General features: G+C 65.7%; 19 protein-coding genes. 14 read left to right on the top strand and 5 right to left on the bottom strand.

Going from position 1 to position 20,249, the window contains the following annotated elements:
• Nucleotides 1–12: 12 nt before the first annotated feature.
• From ACIA8C_RS08330 to ACIA8C_RS08310, 5 genes are all read left to right on the top strand, one after another.
• Nucleotides 13–1,794, top strand: a complete 1,782-nt coding sequence (locus ACIA8C_RS08330) for a long-chain-acyl-CoA synthetase (RefSeq protein WP_397132296.1) — start codon at nt 13–15, stop codon at nt 1,792–1,794.
• Nucleotides 1,791–2,573, top strand: a complete 783-nt coding sequence (locus ACIA8C_RS08325) for an alpha/beta fold hydrolase (RefSeq protein WP_397132294.1) — start codon at nt 1,791–1,793, stop codon at nt 2,571–2,573. Before ACIA8C_RS08330 ends, ACIA8C_RS08325 begins: the two co-directional genes overlap by 4 nt.
• Nucleotides 2,570–3,046: a PaaI family thioesterase gene (locus ACIA8C_RS08320; RefSeq protein ID WP_397132292.1), complete on the top strand. Its 477-nt coding sequence runs from the start codon at nt 2,570–2,572 to the stop codon at nt 3,044–3,046. The genes ACIA8C_RS08325 and ACIA8C_RS08320 overlap by 4 nt, the downstream gene beginning before the upstream one ends.
• Before the next feature lie 61 nt (nt 3,047–3,107).
• Nucleotides 3,108–4,526, top strand: coding sequence for a cation:proton antiporter (locus tag ACIA8C_RS08315; protein WP_397132290.1), 1,419 nt, complete (start codon nt 3,108–3,110; stop codon nt 4,524–4,526).
• Nucleotides 4,523–5,245, top strand: a complete 723-nt coding sequence (locus ACIA8C_RS08310; RefSeq protein WP_397132288.1) for a LuxR C-terminal-related transcriptional regulator — start codon at nt 4,523–4,525, stop codon at nt 5,243–5,245. Before ACIA8C_RS08315 ends, ACIA8C_RS08310 begins: the two co-directional genes overlap by 4 nt.
• A gap of 16 nt (nt 5,246–5,261) precedes the next feature.
• On the opposite strand, the gene ACIA8C_RS08305 is transcribed toward ACIA8C_RS08310, so the two are convergent.
• The 3 genes from ACIA8C_RS08305 to panC are packed head-to-tail and all read right to left on the bottom strand — an operon-like array spanning nt 5,262 to nt 7,966.
• The gene (locus tag ACIA8C_RS08305; RefSeq protein WP_397132286.1) at nt 5,262–6,128 is read right to left on the bottom strand and encodes a P1 family peptidase; all 867 of its coding nucleotides are present in this window, start codon (nt 6,126–6,128) and stop codon (nt 5,262–5,264) included.
• Nucleotides 6,129–6,143: 15 nt separating this feature from the next.
• A complete protein-coding gene (locus ACIA8C_RS08300) occupies nt 6,144–7,103 on the bottom strand; it encodes a hypothetical protein (protein ID WP_397132284.1) in 960 nt (319 codons plus the stop codon).
• A gap of 29 nt (nt 7,104–7,132) precedes the next feature.
• Nucleotides 7,133–7,966 (bottom strand): pantoate--beta-alanine ligase, encoded by an 834-nt coding sequence (gene panC / locus ACIA8C_RS08295; protein ID WP_397132282.1) that lies wholly within the window; start codon nt 7,964–7,966, stop codon nt 7,133–7,135.
• A 284-nt stretch (nt 7,967–8,250) separates the two neighbouring features.
• On the opposite strand from panC, the gene ACIA8C_RS08290 reads away from it, so the two are divergent.
• From ACIA8C_RS08290 to ACIA8C_RS08250, 9 genes are all read left to right on the top strand, one after another.
• Nucleotides 8,251–8,682 carry a DUF4440 domain-containing protein gene (locus ACIA8C_RS08290; RefSeq protein ID WP_397132279.1) on the top strand — a complete coding sequence of 144 codons (432 nt, stop codon included), beginning with the start codon at nt 8,251–8,253 and terminating at the stop codon, nt 8,680–8,682.
• 2 nt (nt 8,683–8,684) lie between these two features.
• Nucleotides 8,685–10,283 (top strand): NAD(P)/FAD-dependent oxidoreductase, encoded by a 1,599-nt coding sequence (locus ACIA8C_RS08285; RefSeq protein WP_397132277.1) that lies wholly within the window; start codon nt 8,685–8,687, stop codon nt 10,281–10,283.
• Nucleotides 10,284–11,555 (top strand): hypothetical protein, encoded by a 1,272-nt coding sequence (locus ACIA8C_RS08280; RefSeq protein ID WP_397132275.1) that lies wholly within the window; start codon nt 10,284–10,286, stop codon nt 11,553–11,555.
• Between the two features lie 15 nt (nt 11,556–11,570).
• Nucleotides 11,571–12,587, top strand: a complete 1,017-nt coding sequence (locus ACIA8C_RS08275; protein ID WP_397132273.1) for a TauD/TfdA family dioxygenase — start codon at nt 11,571–11,573, stop codon at nt 12,585–12,587.
• 105 nt (nt 12,588–12,692) lie between these two features.
• Nucleotides 12,693–14,246 (top strand): ABC transporter substrate-binding protein, encoded by a 1,554-nt coding sequence (locus ACIA8C_RS08270; RefSeq protein WP_397132271.1) that lies wholly within the window; start codon nt 12,693–12,695, stop codon nt 14,244–14,246.
• A gap of 10 nt (nt 14,247–14,256) precedes the next feature.
• Nucleotides 14,257–15,207 (top strand): ABC transporter permease, encoded by a 951-nt coding sequence (locus tag ACIA8C_RS08265; RefSeq protein ID WP_397132269.1) that lies wholly within the window; start codon nt 14,257–14,259, stop codon nt 15,205–15,207.
• The gene (locus ACIA8C_RS08260; RefSeq protein WP_397132267.1) at nt 15,204–16,100 is read left to right on the top strand and encodes an ABC transporter permease; all 897 of its coding nucleotides are present in this window, start codon (nt 15,204–15,206) and stop codon (nt 16,098–16,100) included. Before ACIA8C_RS08265 ends, ACIA8C_RS08260 begins: the two co-directional genes overlap by 4 nt.
• On the top strand, nt 16,097–16,921 hold the full coding sequence (locus ACIA8C_RS08255) for an ABC transporter ATP-binding protein (RefSeq protein WP_397132265.1): 825 nt from the start codon (nt 16,097–16,099) through the stop codon (nt 16,919–16,921). Before ACIA8C_RS08260 ends, ACIA8C_RS08255 begins: the two co-directional genes overlap by 4 nt.
• On the top strand, nt 16,918–17,691 hold the full coding sequence (locus tag ACIA8C_RS08250; RefSeq protein ID WP_397132263.1) for an ATP-binding cassette domain-containing protein: 774 nt from the start codon (nt 16,918–16,920) through the stop codon (nt 17,689–17,691). The genes ACIA8C_RS08255 and ACIA8C_RS08250 overlap by 4 nt, the downstream gene beginning before the upstream one ends.
• Nucleotides 17,692–17,719: 28 nt before the next feature.
• Here the strand turns inward: ACIA8C_RS08250 and ACIA8C_RS08245 are convergent, their stop codons facing one another.
• Entirely contained in the window at nt 17,720–19,030 is a 1,311-nt protein-coding gene (locus ACIA8C_RS08245) for a cytochrome P450 (protein WP_397132261.1), read from the bottom strand.
• The gene (locus ACIA8C_RS08240) at nt 19,030–20,226 is read right to left on the bottom strand and encodes an MFS transporter (RefSeq protein ID WP_397132259.1); all 1,197 of its coding nucleotides are present in this window, start codon (nt 20,224–20,226) and stop codon (nt 19,030–19,032) included. Before ACIA8C_RS08240 ends, ACIA8C_RS08245 begins: the two co-directional genes overlap by 1 nt.
• Nucleotides 20,227–20,249 lie beyond the last annotated feature (23 nt).

The following is a 20,249-nucleotide window of genomic DNA, read 5'->3' as shown; positions in this document are numbered from 1 at the left end:
GGAGCGCTTAGCGTGTCGCTGATCCACCGAATCCAGTCGTACGGAACCCTCGCCCGCGGCCTGCTCGAAGGCACCGGGTCGAACCGGACACTGGCCGTCGAGCTCGAGCGCAGAAGCGTGCGGCAGGCCGAGCATCCCTTCCTGCTCTACGAGGATCAGCAATTCGACTACGCGCAGGCCAATCGCATCGTCAACCGGATCGCGCACGCGTATCGGGCCGCGGGTGTGCGCAAAGGCGACGTGCTCGCCCTGCTCATGGAGAACCGGCCCGAGTTCGTCTGGCATTATCTGGCGGCCGGAAAGCTCGGCGTGGTAACGGCTTTGGTGAATACGCGGGCCCGCGGCGACGGGCTCGCGCACGCCATCTCGGTCTGCGGGGCGAACCAGATGACCGTCGGTTCGGAGTGCCTGCCCGCGTTCCTCGCCGTCCGCGACCGCGTGGCGGACGAACTGCTCGTCCGCTGCCGGGTGGACGAGGACCGCAAGGTGCCCGCCGGGGACGCCGGGGGTCTGCTGCGGTTCGTGCAGAGCCCGACGTCCACCGATCCACCCGAGACCGCCGAGTACACCCTCGGCGACACGGGCGCCTACATTTTCACCAGCGGAACGACCGGGCTGCCCAAGGCCGCGGTGATGAGCTACCAGCGGTTGACCTCCGTCGGCCGGGTCACCGGCGCGCTGGCCTGGCGTCTGGAACCCTCGGATGTCATCTACAACTGCCTTCCGCTGTTCCACACCAACGCGCTGGTGATCGCGCTGTCGAGCGTGCTCGCGCACGGTGCCACCTTGGCGCTCGGCCGCCGGTTCTCCGCGGGCACGTTCTGGCACGACATGCACCGTTTCGAGGCGACGGGCTGCAACTACATCGGCGAGATGTGCCGGTACCTGGTCAACACCCCGGCCGACGATCGCGATCGCGGGCATCGGGTCCGGGTGATGGTCGGCCAGGGGCTGCAGGCCGATGTGTGGACGACCATGCAAGAGCGATTCGCGATACCCCGGATCGTCGAGATGTACGCGTCCACCGAGGGCAATATCGCCACCATCAACCTGTCCGGCGAGGTCGGGTCGGTCGGCAAGCTGCGCCTCGGCGGCAAACTCGCGAAATGGGACTTCGAGCGCGACGATTTCGTGCGCGACAACGGTCGTCTGGTGCCGAGCGGGCCAGGCGAAGTCGGGGTGCTGCTCGGGCCGATTCGGAAGAAGACACCGTTCGGCGGCTATCGGGACGAACAGGCCACCCGCGCGAAGGTCATCACCGATGCCTTCCGCGACGGCGACGCGCTGTACAACACGGGCGACGTATTCCGCGTTGACGCCAAGAAGAATCTGTTCTTCGTGGATCGTTTGGGCGACACCTTTCGCTATAAGGGCGAGAATGTGTCCACCACAGAGGTGCAGGAGCAGCTCGTGCGGTGGCCAGGTATCGCATCGGCCAGCGTGTACGGCGTGCCGGTGCCGGGACGCGAAGGCCGAGCCGGCATGGCGGCCGTCGTGCTCGCCGACGGTGCCCGATTCGATGGCGAGGCGCTCGCCGCGTATCTGGACGCGGCGTTACCGCCTTACGCACGACCGGTTTTCATTCGGGTCCGGCCCTCGCTGGAAACAACGGCGACACTGAAACTGTCCAAGCTGGCACTGCGGCGCGAGGGGTTCGCGCCACGGGAAGGGGAGCCGATCTATGTGCGCGACGCAGGGGACCGCACCTACCAGGAGCTGACGCCGGAGCGTTACGAAGCCATCGTTCGGGCCGAGGAGAGAGCAATGACTCTGGAAGGAACCGAGAGGCTATGACTTTAGAAGAAACGGCGCCGCTGACCATTCAGAAGTCGGGTACCGGGCCGCCCGTCGTGCTGGTGCACGGCGGGATGCCCGCCCCGATGACCTGGGCCGCGCAGCGGGATCTGGCGGCCAACTGGTCGCTGATCGTGCCGAATCGCCGGGGCTTTTCGCCGAGCCCGGCCGCGCCGTGGCAGGACTTCCTCGCCGACGCCGACGATTTGTCGGCGATCATCGAGGAAATACCGGGCGGCGTGCATCTCATCGGCTTCTCCTACGGCGGGCTCGGCGCGATCATCGCGGCCGAGCGACTGCCGCACCTGGTTCGGTCCCTGACGCTGATCGAGGCGCCGCTGTGGAACGCCGCCGAAGAGGACGAAGTCGTGCGCGAGCTTGCGGAGCTGTCCGATCGATTCGCCGAGAGCGCCGACGACGCGGAGGCCGAGCGGGAATTCTTCGCGGTGGCAGGCGTCGACCCGGCGATGCTCGCCGACGTGAGCGACGACGTGCGTGAGGCGATGGACATGGGCCGCAAGCTCCGTTCGCCGCGCGAGGCCAAGCCCCGGTTCGAGACGATCACCGAGGCGGGCGTGCCGACGCTGGTCTTCTCGGGAGATCACCACCCCGCGCTCGAGCGGGTGTGCGATGCCATCGCCGCGCGCCTGGACGCGCAGCGGGCCCATTTGCCCGGAGCGGGGCATGCCGTCCAGCATGCGCCGGGGTTCAACACGATGTTGGAAACATTTCTGACAGCCGCGGAACAGAGTCGCAGCAATGGAGGAGCCACCAAATGAGCGATGAAGCAACGATTCACGGACACGACAAGGTCCTCGAATACACCATCGAGCTCTTTCGCAGTTTTACCCCGCCCGGCGTGACCCTCCAGTTGCCGCCGCCGTCGGCGAAGGACATGGACATGCAGTTCGAAGAGTATGTCCCTGGAAAGTCGCTGACCGCGACGGCGGCGGCACCGCCGTCCTACGCGAATGCCGTCGGCCTGGTGCAGGGCGGATTCATTTCAGCGATGTTCGACAACCTCATCGGCCCGCTCAGCTATCTCACGGCGCGCGGTCCGGCGACAACGCTGGAGCTGACCACGCATTTCATGCGGCAGACCTTTCCTGGGCAGCGGGTCAGACTGATCGCCACCGTGCGCAAGGCGGGCCGGACGGCGATCTACATCGACGCCGACGCCTACACCGAGGACAACAAGCTGGTAGCGACAGCGAGGTCCACTGTGCAGGTGCTACCGATGCCGACCCCGTAAGCCGTTTGTCCACCTTCGCTCCGGCGAAGGTGGACACATCTTTTGACATCAGAGGTTTTCGATGCCCTCATTACTCGAAGTCGCAACGCATTTCTTTTTGCAGGTCGCGTTCATTCTCGTGACTTGTCGCCTGCTGTGGCCGGTGTTCCGGCGGCTGGGGCAGGTTCAGGTGGTGGCGATCATGGCCGCCGGCTTCGTCTTGGGGCCATCGGTGTTGGGTGCGGTGTGGCCTGCGGGGCAGGAATGGCTGTTCCCGACGACGCTGAAGGTGGGCTCGGCGACGATCACCCATCCGAATCTGACCACCATTTATGTGGTGGGCCAGCTCGGCCTGGTGCTCTACATGTTCCTGGTGGGTGCCTCGTTCAAGCTCGAGATTCTGCGGTCGCATCTCGGCAAGGCCGGCGCCACCTCGTTCGCCGGTATCGGAGTCCCGTTGGTGCTGGGTGGGCTGGTCGGCTGGTGGATGGTCGGCCAAGGTGACTACTTCACCGACAAAGTCGGCAGTGTGCAGGGTGGGTTGTTCGTCGCCTCGGCGGTCGCCATCACCGCGTTTCCGATGCTGGCCTGGATCATTCACGCCTCGGGGTTGTTGAACACCCGGCTCGGCACCATGTCGCTGTCCTGTGCGGCTTTTGACGACGCCTGCGCCTGGGTGCTGCTGGCCACCGTCGTGGCCACCACCAAAGACAGCATGTCCGGTGCCTTCCTCGCGATCGGCGGCGGACTGGCCTATCTGGTCTTCATGACCGTCCTCGCGCGGCGCTTCCTGGTGCGACTGAACACCTGGAAACCACGCAACGGAGATAACGAGCGCACCGGTGGTCTGCCGGTCACGCCGTTGGTGATCGTGCTGCTCGTGGTGTTGCTCGGCAGCTGGTTCACCGACTACGTCGGCATCTACTCGGTGTTCGGGGCGTTCGTGGCCGGGTGCGTGATGCCGCGCGGGCAGTTCCTCGACACCATCCGCGATCGTTTCGAACCCTTGGTCGCCTACCTGCTGCTGCCCGGGTTCTTCATCTACTCCGGACTCAACACCAAGCTCAGCCTGATCTTCGAGCCGAAGGTCCTGGCGGTCGCGGCCGTCGTGATGGTGGTGTCCTTCGCGGGCAAGTTCGGTGCGATCGGGCTCGCGGCGCGTTGGCAGGGGATGAGCTGGCGCGAGGCCGGCGCGATGGGCTCACTTGCCAACGCCCGCGGATTGATGGAGCTGATTCTGCTCAACATCGGCCTCACCGCGGGGCTGATCACGGGCCAGCTCTACACGATCCTGGCGCTGATGGCGATCGTGACCACCTTCGTAGCCACACCAGTGATGCGGCTGTTCGAACGCAGCGGCTGGAAAAACGGCATCGTCTTCGGACCCTCTGGTGAGGAACGCCGGGCACCCGAGATCGAAGAACTGTCCGGGGACGAGGAACACCGCACAGCGCAGGTGCTCGGCAAGTCCCGCGTCGATGTGGCCGATGGTCCGCCATGACAGTCGGGTTCGGATCGGATCAGGTGAACCAGCTCCACAACGGCCGTCGCCGTCGAGTCGGGTTACGCAGTGTCGGTGTGGTCCAGCCGCGGACCCTGCTGGTGGCCTCCGACTTGCCTTTCGCCCGAACGAATTTCGAGGATGCGGTGGCGGCCTCGAACAGTTTCGCTCTCGCGGGTACCTGTGCCTGGCGCGAGGTGGTGGATCGGACTATGCGCTGGCATCCCGACGTGGTGGTCCTCGACGCCTCGGTGGCGCGGCTGGCCGGCCTGGCCGAGACCGTGGCCCGGCTGCGCGCGGTGGAGCACGCGCCGATGATCACGCTCCTGGTGGAAGACGGTGCCGCCAAGGCGGATATCGATCGGGTCGACGCGGTGGTGGCGATGGACCGCGGGGTGGTCGCGGTGCTGGAGGTGCTCGAGGTGCTCGCCTCGGGCGCGGTGTTGGCGATGGCGCCACGAGCGGGCCGGGTGCACGCCGGGGTAACGATGGATTACGAAGTGCGGCAGCGGCTTTCGACGCTGACCAAACGGGAGCGGGAGATTCTGCGGCTGGTCGTCGACGGGCTGTCCAACCGGGAGGTCGGCTCCCGGTTGTTCATCAGCCCGGAGACGGTGAAGGAATACGTCAGCCGCATTCTCGCGAAACTGAAGGTGACCAGCCGGATCGAGGCCGCGGTTGCCGCCGTCCGCGCGGAGTTCGACGATGGCGACTGGTAGCCGATCGATGCGATCGCTACCGGGGCGCCGCCGCGACCGAGCGGATGGCCTCGGTCACCGTCGCGAGCGCCATCAGCCGCACCAGGTCGACGTCGGCGTCGACGGAACCCGTTGCCGCGGTAATGAATCCGTCGCCGTCGAAGCGGCCGTGCGGTGGGGTGAGCGCGCGCGACAAGCCGTCGTGCGCACCCTGCGCGACGATGTGGCAGCCGACCTTGTCCAGCCGGGCGTTGGTGATCACCGTGCCGATCGTGGTGTGCATCCGCGCCGAGGTATTGACCAGGTCGAGCTGGGTGACCGAGTCGAGCAGGATCTCCGAGGTGCCGTCGTCGATGTCGCCGAACGCGTTGACCACGCACAGCGCACCGACGATGAGCTCATGCCAGCGGCGTTCGACGTAGGCCAGGCCACCGGGCCTGCGCGCGGCCGGTCCGCGCCAGTGCCCGGTGTACGCGCCGGTGCCTGCCCCGATGCGTCCGGCGAGCAGCTGCTCGCCGTCGGTGGCGCGGGCCGCGGCATAGCCGCGGTCGGCGGTCGGGCGGGCTTTCGGGTCCCCCGCGCTGAGATCGAACAGGGCCAGCGCGGGCACGATCGGCACGTTGCCGCCCGGGGTCGGCACGCCGCGACCGGTCTCCTCGAGGTAGCGCATGACGCCGTCGGCGGCGGCGAGGCCGAACGCCGAACCGCCGGTGAGCAGGACCGCGTCGATGCAGGGCACGGTCTTATCCGGTGCAAGCGCGTCCAATTCGCGGCTGGCCGGCGCACCGCCGCGCACCTCGCAGGACGCGGTCGTCCCCGCGGGGAAGATGACGACGGTGCAGCCGGTTTCGCCGAGCGGATCGGTCCAATGGCCGACCCGTACCCCCGGAACGCCTATCGTCATACCGACCACCTCAGCTCAGGAATTCTCGTTCGCGATCACGACGAAGAAGTCGTCCGGTGTCGTCGGGAAGCCCATGTGACGCACATCGGTCGGCAGTGGTTGATAATCGAACAATTGCCGCTCGTTGTACGCGAACAACTCCGCCCCCGTCCTTCCGGCAGAATATATCGAGACGCTCTTCGTCCAGGCCGCCTGGCTCGGATCGGTCACTGGAAAAAGTGCGACATTCTTGAATCTGTCCGCGTCCGGTGTGTCCCGGTAGGGCGGCCGGACAGCGGAATAGGCGTTGGCGAGCCAGCTCTCGTCCGAGTAATCAGGGGCGTCGGTGTCGGCGCTGGTGTACACCGAGAGCCACGGTGCCCACGAGCTCAATTTCTCGGTGGGCGCAGGTGCCTGCTCCGCCTGCTCTTGGATGCGCTTGCCGAATTCATCGTCGGCGTCGGTCAGTACGTGCGTGCGGCCGTCGGACAAGGAGGTGGTCGTCATGGAATCGTGGCCGTCGAACGTGACAACGAACGCGTCGTCCGGATCGGCGATCAACAGGTTGAATCCGGGCATCTTCGCGACATCGCCGAGCGCGGGCAGCAAGCGCGTCTCGAGCAGCTCGACGGCGTCGCGCGCGGATTCGGCGGTCGCGCAATCTATCGGCAGTCCGTATGGCGAGATGAATTCGGCCGGAGTGGGCTCCGCAACGAAAATTCTGCTGTAAACGCCGGTGTCGCGGTGGAATGCGAGCCACGTTCCGCCGTCGATATCGAGTCCGCCGACGACATCGGCCAGCGCGGGGTTGGTCGTGGCCTGGATGGTCCAGACTCGGTCACCGAGTTCCGGATTGTCGAGCCATTGTGTTCCGTACGAGAAACGATGCGCAAGGCCGAGCTTCCGGGCGGCCTCGTAACCGTGCGGGCGATAGCTGGATTGGTCGCGGGACTCGACGACGACGAATCGTCGGTTCGGTTTGTCGAGGAGAAACATACAGGTGCACATGGTGTTTCCGTTTCACGTTATGTCAAGGTCAACGATAGGTTGTCGATGAGCCGGGTGCGGCCGACATATGCCGCGATCAAGAGTCGGGCTCGGCCCGACGCGGGCGCGGGGCCGAGGTCGGGGTCGCGCAATTCCAGATATTCGACCCGGATTTCCTCGTGGGAATCGAGGACCGCACGCGCGGCGCGCAGTACCGCCTCGGCGCCTGCCTCGCCCGACCGGGCGCCGGCCCGCAATGCGGTCGGTATCGCGATGGCCGATATCCGCTCGTCCGGCGTCAGGAATCGGTTTCGTGAGGACAGTGCAAGCCCGTCCGGTTCGCGCACGGTCGGCACCCCGACGATCCGGATGCCGAAGTTCAGGTCCCGCACCATCTGCTCGATCAAAACCAGCTGCTGATAGTCCTTTTCGCCGAAGAACGCGATGGTCGGCTTGGTGATCTGGAAGAGCTTCGCCACCACGGTGAGCATTCCGCCGAACAGCACCGGCCGGGTCGCGCCGCAGAGTTCGGTACCGAGCGGACCCGGCACCACGGTTGTCCGCGGTCCGACCGGATACATGCCGGCGGGCGAGGGGGCGAACACCGAATCCACACCGACTTCGCGCAGCATCTCGAGATCGGCATCCAGCGTTCGCGGATAGCGGTCGAGATCCTCACCCGCCCCGAATTGTAATGGGTTGACAAAAATAGAAACAATCACTTCGGATTCGGTTTTCTTGGCCTGCTCGACCAAAGCCAGATGGCCGTCGTGTAAAGCTCCCATTGTCGGGACGAGCGCCACCATCCGGCCACTCGTTCGCAGCTTCTGCGATACGCTGGACATGGCTTCCGGATCGTGCTGAACAGGCATTGCTCGATTCTCCCTCCTGATTTCCGTGAATGCGCTCGGGCGATTGGTTTGGGGTTGTACGTGAACCACTTCGACCGTACCCGAACGGCGTCGGCGACGCAGCCGTTGAGCGAATTATGAATAGTTTGTTGATGAATCATCATTCGGCCACTCGGACAACTCGAAAACTGTTGCAGGACATGCGCCGAGCGTGCTACTGTTCTTGACGGAACATAAACTTTCGGCGGCCCAGAGGAGGGCCCTGGCGGCCCGGCAGTCTCCTCGTGGGAATTGGACGGGTATTCATGGTCACACCAGCGGAAACAAACTCCAGTAGCGCGATCGGTGACATTTCGGCCGATCCGAGCCCGGCCGAAATAGAATTTCAGCAATGGCGGGCATTGAGTGCCGGCTCGGGTGCGGAATTCTACGACGACGTGCTCGCCGATGACGCGGTCTTGGCGGTGCCGTCTCCGCATGCCTCGCTGTCCAAGCAGATCGCGCTGAACGCGGTCGCCGGAGCGCCGCCGATCGAAACATATCAAATACTCGAATTCCACGAACGCGCATTAGGCCCGGACGCGCATATCGTCTTCTACGAGATGTATCAAAAGCGCGTGGGATTAGACGGGATCTACGCGGCAATTTCGACGGTGTATACTCGACGCGGCAATCGCTGGCTCATGCAATATCACCAGCAGACCCCGCTGCGCCGTGGCTCGGCCGAGGGGGAGTAGTGGTGGGCGATAAATTCGATGTACTGATATTGGGATCCGGGCTATCCGGCAGTTCGCTCGCGCTGTGCCTACAGGCCTCCGGATTGAAAACCTGCATGGTCGACCCGAAGAAGCATCCACGCTTCGCCATCGGTGAATCGACCATTCCGAACACGTCCAAGCTCTACAAACTGATGAGCATCAAATACGGTGCCCCGGAATTGGCTGTGCTCTCGTCGTTCGACAACCTCATCGGACCGGTCGGCACCTGCGGGATGAAGGACAACTTCGGTTTCGTCTATCACGAGCCCGGCGGCATCGCCGACCGCGCACACCAGTTCCCACTGTCCGAAATCGTGGAAACCGAGTCGCACCTGTTCCGGGCCGACGTCGATCAGTGGCTCGCGCTGCGCGCCCGCGACAACGGCTCGGTCCTGCTGGAAGGGGTCGGCACCCGCCGCCTCGACATCACCGAACAGGGTGTGCTCTTCGAAGGCGATGAGGGAACACAGATCTTGGCCGAATACGTCGTCGATGCGGGCGGGCGCGGTTCGCCCGTCGCCGCGACGCTCGGCCTGCGGACCACCGAGGGTCTGCGCACCATGTCGAAGTCCATCTTCACCCACATGACCGGCGTAATCCCGTTCGACGACATCACCGGCATCAAGGCGCCACGAAACTGGCACACCGGCACGCTGCATCACGTCTTCGACGGCGGCTGGATGTGGGTCATCCCCTTCGACAACAATGCCAAATCGTCGAACCCGCTGTGCAGCGTAGGCATCACCTGGCGGATCGACGACGGCGACGAGACGCCGAAGCAAGACCCTGAGCAGGCCTTCGCCGACTTCCTGGCGACCTACCCGGAAATCGGCAGGCAGTTCGAGCACGCCGAAAACGCGCGCGAATGGGTGAGCGCGGGCAGGCTGCAATACACCGCCACCAAGACGGTGGGCGATCGCTGGTGCCTGACCTCGAATGCCGCCGGATTCATCGATCCGCTGTTCTCCCGGGGCATGCAGAACACGGCCGTCGTGGTCGACCGCCTGGCCGAGCGGCTGATCGATCAGTTCCGCGGTGGCTTCACGCCCGAGACCTTCGACGATATCGAGCAGATGCAGGCCAGCCTGATCCAGGAAAACGATTTCATCGTCGGAAACGCCTTCCGCTCGTTCACCGACTACGAGCTCTGGAACGCGTGGTTCCGGGTGTGGCAGGTGAATCAGGTGACCGGCACCATGCGCACCGAAAGCAGGCTGCGCCGGATCACCGAACTCGCCGCGGCTCAGGGCAATACGAACGCCCCGCTACCGCGGATCGATGTGGCGCCCGGCGCCGGGCTCGACGGATTCATCGACGCGTTCTACCAGAAGTCCGATCAGATCATGGACTCCTACTGGGACAAACGCATCAGCCGGGACGCCGCGGTGTCGGAATTCCGCAAGCTGTTCGCGGACGTCGACTTCGTGCCGCCGTCGTTCGGGCTGACGGACATGTCGCAGCCCTACTTCGACATCGACATGGATAAGGTGGCCAGCGCCATAGCGTGGGCACGCAACGCGCGGCCCGGTATTCGCGAACTCTATCTCGGTGGGCTGCCCGCCTCGGAAGGTCAGGTGTAGATGAACGCGATAGCCACGTCGTACAGCGACCGAGTGACGGCGGCCGTGTCCGGATCCGTGAACGGGCTGCTCAGATTCGACCGTTCCATGGTGACTTCGCTGGACGGACTGGATCGTGACGAGTCCGATCGACCCATTGTCGTCATCCTCCGCGCCTACCTGTATCTGCTCGGCGGCGTCCGCCCGCCCGCGGAGGTGGTCGAGGCCCTGCGGCATATCGATCCCGCCGCGATATCGGTGCTGGAATCCGCGCATCTCGACGCGATCCGGCACCTGCTACACGGCGCCTACGGTGCGGCGGGCGACACGCTGCTGGCGATCTCCAAGCAGTTCCCGACGGACGAACTCGCCTTGGCCGCAGGGCATCAGGTGGATTTCCTGACCGGCGCGACGGAAACCCTGCTGTCGCGACTGTCCGGCAGCCCGCTGCTGACCGAGGGCGCCACCGAGAACTACCCCTACCTGTTGGCGATGCTCGCCTTCGCCTACGGCGAGAACAACGAATTCGCCAAGGCGTACACCGCGGGCAGCCGAGCACTGACCCTGGCCCCGGACGACAACCCATGGGCGGTGCACGCCTGCGCACACGCACTCTTCGAGACCCGCGACAACAGCGCGGTCGCGGAGCTGCTTTCCTCGACGCGCGGCCGGTGGAACTCCGAAAGTTGCCTGCTGCGTACGCATCTGAGCTGGCACCACGCCCTCAATTCGATGGCCGAAGCCGACAACGACGCGCTCACCGAGCTCACCGCCGAGGTCACCATGGTGCTCGAAACCGAGTGCTCGGCAATGCAATTCAGTGACGCGGTGTCGCTGCTGTGGCGACTTCGGCTGGCGGGCATCGCGGGCCCGGACGAGTTCACCGCCGTCGCCGACAAGGCACTGGAGATCCGCGACGCGTCGAACTCGGCCTTCGTCGATCTGCACGTCCTGCTGGCGATCATCGGCGCCGACCGACTCGAACTCGCCAAACAGATCGCGAAGGAAATAGGCGCCGACGCAACCGATCTGGCGGCACACCTCACCGGCACCCGCCGCACCGCGGTCGGCGTCGCCGAGAGCTTTCTGTACTACTGCCAATCGAACCCGGAACAAGCAGTGCGGCAATTGGTTTCTGTACTGCCCGCCGTGGTCGGCATGGGCGGCAGCATGGTGCAACGCGACCTCGCGCTGGAACTGCTGGTCACCTGCGCCCATGGCCGCGAGTCGGACCTCACAATTCCGGCCGGTATCGATAGGCGCCCCTTGGTAACGTACCTACGCTCGCGATAGGAATGACCGAACGAAATGGTTAACGCATCGTCGCCCATCTGCACCCGAACAATCACCGGCCCCGCCGCTTGGCGGAGTAGCGATTTCACCGACCCCGCCCAGTGGACGACCCCGCTGACCCCGGACGATATCGGCGAGCTGTTCACGGCATTGCGGCACAGTCGGCAGACGGGCAAGGAACTCGGCGACATCACCCGCGAAGACTTTCCACTCGATAACCTCGCCACGAAACTCGAATCCGTCTCCCGCGCCCTCGTCGACGGGCGCGGTTTCGCGGTGCTCAGCGGCTTCCCCATCGCCGCCGACATTTCGCGCTCCGATATCGAACTCATGTACTGGGGCCTGTGCGCCCACCTCGGTCCGGCGGTCACCCAGAACGGTCGCGGCGAGATCATGGTTCCGGTCAAGAACTATGGCAACGGCGGCCTGCTGAACGCGACCACCCGCGGCTACCAGACCAACGAGGCGCTCCCTTTTCACACCGACAGTTCGGACATCGTCGGCCTGCTGTGCCTGCGTTCGGCGGGCGAGGGCGGCTACAGCAGCCTCGCCAGCTCGGTGACCATCCACAACGAGCTGCTCCGCGAGCATCGCGAGTTGCTCGGCCTGTACTACGCCGGTTTCTATTACGACCGACGCGACGAACAGCTCGACGGTGAGCGGCCGTACTACCGGAATTCCGTGTACGCGTGGCACGAGGGCAGACTCACCTGCCGTTATTACGTCCGGCACTTCATCGAGTCGGCGAGCGAACGATTCGACCTCGACATCTCCGAGGTCGAACGCCTCGCGCTGAAAACCTTCGAGGCGATCGCCGCCCGGCCGGAGAACAAGGTCACCATGCGGATCAATCCCGGTGACATCCAATTCCTCAACAACAACGTCATCGTGCACGCCCGCACGGCGTTCGTCGATGCCGATCAGGTCGCCCGCGAGCTGTTGCGCGTCTGGCTGAACCCGTTCGGTGCGCCGACCCCGCCACCGGGACACGCGGCGTTCCGTGAGGGTATGCCGCAGAAGCAGATTCGCTGAACGACGGCATCGTAGGATGTACGTCTCGATCGTTCAGCCTCTCACCGAGGTCAGGAGAACCAAATTGCAGGCTCGTAGAATCGTTCGCACCGTCGGGAGCGAAGCGTGAGGCGCGGTCGTCCGATTGCTGTGCTGGCGCTGGCCCTCGCGGTCTGCCTGTGGAGTGCGGCGTGCGGTACCGGCGGTGACGTCGGATCGGACGCGAGCAAGGCGACCCAGTCCGAGACGCCACCGGACGATCAGCTGAACTTGAACGCCACCGCGAACGTCCGATTCGCGCTGGAACCCGTCAGCCTGAACACCTTCACCACCGCCGGCGTCGCGCTCGACCAGGCGCTGCTCGACAACGTCTACCAGGGCATGGTCACGGTCGACGGCAACGCCAAGGACAAGGTGGTGCCTGCCCTGGCGACGTCATGGGATCAGACCCCCGACGGCCTGACCTACACCTTCCACCTGGTGTCGAACGCGAAGTTCCACGACGGCGCCCCGCTGACGTCGGCGGATGTCGTGTGGTCGCTGCAACAGGTGATCGCGCCCGGCTCGAAGTCGTTGCGCGCGCAGGACTTCACCTCCGTGGCCGACGTCGCGGCGTCGGATCCGACCACGGTGACGATCAAGCTGAAGCAACGCGACACCAACCTGCTCTGGAACCTGACCCAGCGCGGCGGCATCGTCTACCAGACCGGCACCGACTTCGCCGCCCTCGACGGCGCGGACAACGGATCGGGGCCGTTCCGGGTGACGCAGTGGAACCGCGGCTCCACCCTCACGCTGTCCCGCGTGGACGGCTACTGGGGTCCCGCGCCCAAGGTGGCAAAGGTGGTGTTCCACTACATCATCGAGCCGAACACCGCGAACAACGCCGAACTGACCGGACAGACCGATATCCAGACCGCGACCGATCCGACACTGCTGCAAGCGTTCACCGGCAATGACAAGTTCGACATCCTGCGCGGCAACAGCACCGACGAATACACTCTCGCGTTCAACGAAGCCAACCCCATATTCGCGAATCCGGATGTGCGCCATGCTATTCGGCAAGCGCTCGACAAGAAGGCGATCATCAAGGCGATCGGCGCAGGCATCCAGATCGGCGGCCCCGTCCCGCCGCAGGATCCCTGGTATGAGGACCTGACGTCGATCGATCAGTACAACCCGGACAACGCGAAGAAGCTGCTCGCCGCCGCGGGCTACGGCAACGGCCTGCAGCTGACGCTGGAGTTCCCGAACCACTACGTCACCGCGCTCAGCGATATCCTCGTCTCCAACCTCAAGGACGTCGGCATCACGCTCAACGTGCACGCGGTCGAATTCCAGACCTGGCTGTCGAAGGTGTACAAGAACCACGATTACGAGCTCAGCGTGGTCAATCACGCGGAAGCGCACGACGTGAACAACTACGCCCGTGCCGACTACTACTTCGGCTACGACAACAAACAGGTCCAGCAGTGGTATCGGGACGCGCTCACCGCAGACACCGAGCAGGCTCGCAACGACCTGCTGAAGAAGATGACCCGGCAGGTCGCCGAGGACGCACCGTGTGACTGGTTGTTCCTCGTCGAACTGAATACGGTGGTGCGCAAGGGTATGTACGGCGTACCACAGCACGAGACCAACAACCGGTTCCCGGCGACCACGCTCGCGGTCGCAAAGTGACGGAGGTGTCTTGCTCTGGTATTTGATGCGGCGCGCCGGGCTGCTCCTGCTGTCGCTCACGGTGGCGAGCGTGCTCATCTTCGGGATGCTGCGGTTGCTGCCCGGCGATGTCGCGGCCACCGTCGCGGGCCTGCAGGCGACACCGGAGCAGATCGCCGCGATCCGCACCGACCTCGGCCTGGATCGGTCGTTGCCCGCGCAGTACCTGTCCTGGATCGGCGGTGTCTTCAACGGCGATTTCGGCCATTCCCAGCTGAACGGCACGTCGGTGGGTGCCGAACTGGAGCAGAAGCTGGCGGTCACCGGGCCGCTGATCATCGGAGCACTGCTGATCGCCTTGGGTTTGGCGATACCGCTGGGCACCTGGGCCGCCGTGCGGCATCGCAGCCGGACCGGGGAGGCCGCCAACGCGGTCTCCCAGCTCGGCATCGCCATTCCGGGCCTATGGTTGGCCATGCTGCTGATCCTGGTATTCGCGGTCGAACTGAAAGTCCTGCCCGCACAGGGCTTTCCGGCTGATCGCTGGGCGGATCCCGGTGTCGCGATACGCAGCCTCATCCTGCCCTGCGTGACGCTGGGTATCTCCGAGGGCGCGGTGCTGTTCCGCTTCGTGCGCTCGGCCATCCTCGGTGTGCTGTATTCGGAGTATTTGCGCACCGCGCGGGCCAAGGGCTTGACCCGCACACAGGCGTTGGTGCGGCACGGTTTTCGCAATGCCGCGCCCTCGGTGGTCTCGATCCTGGGGCTGCAATTCGCGGTGCTGATCGTCGGGGCCGTGGTGATCGAGCGGGTGTTCACGCTGCCCGGCGTCGGCAGCATGCTGCTGTCCGATGTGGCGAACCGGGATCTGGTGAAGGTCCAGGGGGAGGTGTTGCTGATCGTCAGCGCGGTGCTCGCGATCGGCTTCGCCGTCGATATCGTGCACCGGCTCATCGACCCCCGGCTGGAGGCCACGCTGTGATTCACGCCGTCAACAGGCCCACCTGGTTGCGCAGGCGCCGCGCGGTGCAGGTCGCGCTCGCCGCGCTGATCCGGCGGCCCAGTGGGGTTTTCGGGCTGGCCGTGGTCGGCACGCTCGTGCTCGCCAGCCTGGTGTCGCTCTGGTGGACGCCCTACGATCCGCAGGCCACCAACCCGAGTAAGGCGTGGCTGCTGCCGTTCAGCGCGGGCCATCTGCTCGGCACCGACCGGGTCGGGCACGACGTCTTCAGCCAGTTGCTGGCAGGGGCGTGGCAGACGCTGGCCGTTGCGTTGGTGGTCGCGGCCATCGCGGGCACGCTCGGCCTGATCCTGGCCTTGGCCGCGCAGCTGACGCCGCACGCGGTCGGCTCGGTGGTGGTGCAACTGATCGACATCATGATCGCCTTCCCCGCGCTGCTGCTGGCGATGGTGCTCGCGGCGGTTTACGGCGGATCGATGCTGACGGTGGCGGTCGCCATCGGCATCAGCTCGGGCGTCGCCGTGGCGCGAGTGGCGCGCGGCGAGGTAGCGCGGGTGCTCACCAGCGACTTCGTCCTCGCGGCGCGGGCGGCAGGCGCGTCCACCGCGCGGATCGTGCGCAAACACCTGCTGCCCGCCATCGCGCCGACGCTGATCGTGCAGCTGTCCTGGGTGATGGCCCTTGCGGTGCTGGCCGAGGCCGCGCTGACCTACCTCGGTTACGGCAGTTCGCCGTCGGCGCCGTCCTGGGGCGGCATCCTGCGCGCGCAACAGGACTACATCAAGGTCCGCCCGCTGCTGGTGGTGTGGCCGGGGTTGGCGGTGGCACTCACGGTGCTCGGCTTCAATCTGCTCGGTGACGCACTGCGCAGCGTCACTGATCCGCGGCTGCGCAAAGGGGTGCCGACGCGATGACGCTGCTGCGGGTGACCGACCTGACGGTAGAGATCGGTGACCAGGTCCTGCTGGACAAGGTGGACTTCAGCATCGACGCGGGTGCGCGACTCGGCCTGATCGGCGTGTCCGGATCCGGCAAATCCCTACTCGCCCTGGCGATTATGGGCCTGTTGCCGGAGGAGGCGAGGGTGCGCGGCAGCATCCTGCTCGACGGCGTCGAGCTGATCGGCCGTAGCGACCGCGCGCTGTCGAAGATTCGGGGCAGCCGGATGGCCATGGTGTTTCAGGAACCGCTTTCGGCGTTGAATCCGCTGATGCGGGTCGGCAAGCAGATCGCGGAACCGCTGCGGCTGCATCAGGAAATGGGCAGGCGGCAGGCGTTTGCCGCGGCGACCGAGCTGGCGGCCCGGGTTGGGCTGCCGGATCCGGCGAACATCGTGCGCGCTTTTCCTCATCAACTTTCCGGTGGGCAGCGACAGCGGGTCGGCATCGCGATGGCCCTCGCCGCGCGGCCCGCCTTGCTGATCGCGGACGAGCCGACGACGGCCCTAGATGTCACGGTGCAGGCCGAAATCTTGGCGCTGCTCGAGGATTTGGTGGACGAGGAGGGTTCCGCGCTGCTGTTCGTCACGCATGATCTCGCGGTGCTCGCGCAGGTAACGCGACGCGTGCTGGTGCTGGGGAAGGGGCGGGTTTTGGAGGACGGTGAATTGGCGGAGATCTTGCACGGTTCGAAGGATCCGTATCTGCGCACTCTGCTGGAGCTGGCGCGGGCTACCTCGTTCCGGCGGCCGTACCGGCTCGGCGTCGACAGCGGTTCGGCGGAGGTAGTGTCGTGATCCTGCTCGAGGCAACGGATTTGAGCCGGTCGTTCCGGTTGCCGCGGACCAGCCTGCGGCATCGCCCGCCGCAGCGGCATGCGGTGCGTGCGGTCAGTCTGTCGCTCGACGAGGGCAGCCATCTCGGCATCGTCGGCGAATCCGGTTCCGGGAAGTCGACTTTGCTGCGGTTGCTGCTCGCCCTCGACCGACCCGACCAGGGCGAGGTCCACTATCAGGGCAGACCCGTGACGGGTCGCGACCTCGCCTGGTTCCGCAGGGAAGTCCAAGTGGTGCTGCAGGATCCGCTGAGTTCGCTGGATCCGCGGATGATCGTCGGTGATTCGATCGCCGAACCACTGGAGTGCCTGCGTATTCCGGGCGACCACGATTACCGGGTGTCCGAACTGCTGGTCGCGGTCGGCCTGGAACCCGATGCGGCGGTGCGGTATCCGCACGAATTCTCCGGTGGGCAGCGCCAGCGCATCGCGATCGCCCGTGCGCTGGCGCCCAATCCGAAGGTGCTGGTCGGCGACGAACCGTTCTCCGCCTTGGACGCGTCCACCCGGGCCCAGATCATCGAGCTGCTGCGCGATCTGGTGCAGCGGTTCGGGCTGTCGCTGATCCTGGTGTCGCATGACGTCGGCGTCGTCCAGCAGCTGTGTGATCAGCTGCTGGTGATGAAGGACGGGGCGATCGTCGAACGTGGCGCCGCCGAGGCGGTGCTCGAGCATCCCGAGCACCCGTACACCCAGGCCCTGCTCGACGCGGTTCCCGTGCTGCCGTTCTGACGTCGAAAAGCGTTCTTCGACAAGGTCTTCAGTTCAGCGCGGTGATCACGATCCGCGCACCGCGCGCGGGAACGTTGGTGATATTGCGCACCCGTCCACGCTCCGGAGCTCCCGGCAGCGCGAGCTGGTAGCGCGTCAGCACCGCTCGCAGCACAACGGCGCCCTCCATCAGCGAGAAGCCCGCCCCGATGCAGCGCCGGACGCCGCCGCCGAACGGCAGCCAGGTATTCGGCGCGACGCCGCCGTCGAGGAAGCGGTCGGGCCGGAACTGTTCCGGCGCCGGGTGATTGGCCGGATTCTGGTGCGCGAGCACGATCGACGTCGACACCCTGGTGCCGCGCCGCAGCGGTATGCCGCCGATGGTCAGGTCCCTGGTGAGCTGGCGCTGGACCCGTCCGATCACCATGCGGTGCCGCAGTGCCTCTTTCACCACCGCTTCGAGGTATTTGTCGTCCCCGTCGCGGGCCGCCTGCCTGGCCCGATCCTGAATATCGGGTGCCGAGGCCAATTCGTGCAGCGCCCAGGACAGTGCCGACGCGGTGGTCTCGTGTCCGGCGAGCAGCAGCGTGACGAGTTGATCGCGCAGCTCCGCGTCGCTGAGCGGTTCGGTGCCGGGGTCGTCGCCCGCGCCGACCGCGAGCAGCCGGGACAGCACATCGGCCTGCTGATCGATCTCCGGATGGTCACGGCGCCTGGCGATTTCGGCGTAGAGCAGCTCGTCGATGTCGGAGCGGGTCTTGCTGAACCGCTGCCACGGCCCGAATTGCCGCAGCCACGGCCATTTCCAGCCGAGCAGCACCACCGGGCTGATATCGGTGACGCGACGCAGCTGCGGAGTCAGCGCGGTCCTGCGGCGCTCGTCGGCGACCCCGAAGACCACCTGGGTGATCACGTCGAGCGTCAGATCTTCCATCCGGCTCAGCACGCGTTCCGTCGAACCGGCATGCCAGCGCTCGACGTGGGTCTTGGCGATGTCCTCGACCAGCGCGCGATAGCCGTTGAGGGCCGCCCCGGCGAAGGCGGGCATCAACAGCCTGCGCGCGCGGGCATGCTGGCTGCCGTCGGTCAGCAGCACCGAATGCTCACCCATGATCATCGCGAGCTCCCGATAGGCCTCGCCCGCATGCAGATCCGCCGGATCCGCGGTGAAGATCTCCTTGATGTGGTCGGGCCGGGAGAACACCACGATCCGATCCGGATACGGTGGCAGCAGCCGCACCGTGAACACGTCGCCGAAGCGGCGCGCCTGCGCGCCGAGGAACTGAGCATGCCGCTTGGTGTGCAGCACCGTTTGTAGCAGTCGAGGTAGTCGGGAAGCCGGTGGATATATGCCGGTCATCATGTGTTCCTTTCTGCTGGGTCGTGCCGGAGTCGCTCCGCTGCCGCCGCGCCGCGCCCGAGAACCTCGATGACGACGAGGGCGACCGCGCTGAGCGCCGCGGCGGCGATCGGAAGGGCGAAGGGACTGAACAACGCCAGGGTCACGCCGCCGGCGATGCTGCCGAGGGTGACCCCGAGATAGGTCGACGACGAGTTGAGCGCCAGCACCTGCGTCGCCGAATCGGGTGCGGCGTCGAGCAGCATCGTCTGCATGGCGGGTGCGTTCCAGTACAGGGACAACGACCACACGAGGGTCAGCGCCACCAGCACCGCCAACGGAATCGGCGCGAACATCGTCAGGATCGCGAAGACGACCATGGTGCCGAGAAACAAGCCGAAGCCGATGCGCAGCGCGGCTGACGCGCCCTTCTTGTCCACGTAGATGCCACCGGCCACCGAGCCGATCAGACCCGCTATCCCGGCCACCGCGAACAACAGACCACGTTGCCGCAGCGACGAATTCGAGAAGTCGGCCGCGAAAGGACCGAAGTAGGTGAACATCATCAGCGCGCCACCGAGCAGGATGGTGTTGCCGAGCAGCACGGTGATCACCGGCCTGCTGGACAGGGCCGTGAGATGTGTTCGAGCCGAGACCAATTCGCCCGGCTTACGCAGGTATCCGCGCACCCCGAACAGCAGCACCATCGAAAGCACGCTGAGACCGGCGAAGACGACGAAATTGCCACGCCAGCTGAAAATGCTGGCCCAGAGCGTGCCGAACGGAACGCCGATCGCCAGCGCGCCGACAATGCCGGAGGACACGATGCCGATATAGGAGCTGCGCTTCTCCGGCGGCGCCAGCGTGGGGGCGAGCGCGAACATCGCGGGCAGGCAGGCGGCGGCGGCACCCGCGGCCAGCACCCGCAGCACCATCAGCTGCCAGAACGAATCGACCACGGCGGCCAGCAGATTCGCCAGGGTGAAGACGATCGAGGCGCCGACGAAGACGCCGAGCCTGGTGCGGCGCGCCGAGGCGAACGCGATCAGCGGTGCGCCGATGACGAGCACCAGCGAGTAGGCCGTAACGAGCTGTCCCGCAGTGGATTCCGAGACGCCGAGATCGGCGGCCAGTTCGGGGAGCACGCCCGCGATCATGTAATCGTCGGTGTAGAAGACGAATACGGAGAAGGTGATCGCTATCAACCAGAACGGCATCGGGCCTCCAGTGGCACGGGTGG

It is taken from the genome of Nocardia sp. NPDC051321 (assembly GCF_044455225.1).
GTDB lineage: Bacteria > Actinomycetota > Actinomycetes > Mycobacteriales > Mycobacteriaceae > Nocardia.
Note: the sequence above shows the minus strand (reverse complement) of the source record. Positions and strands in the feature narration are given on the sequence as shown.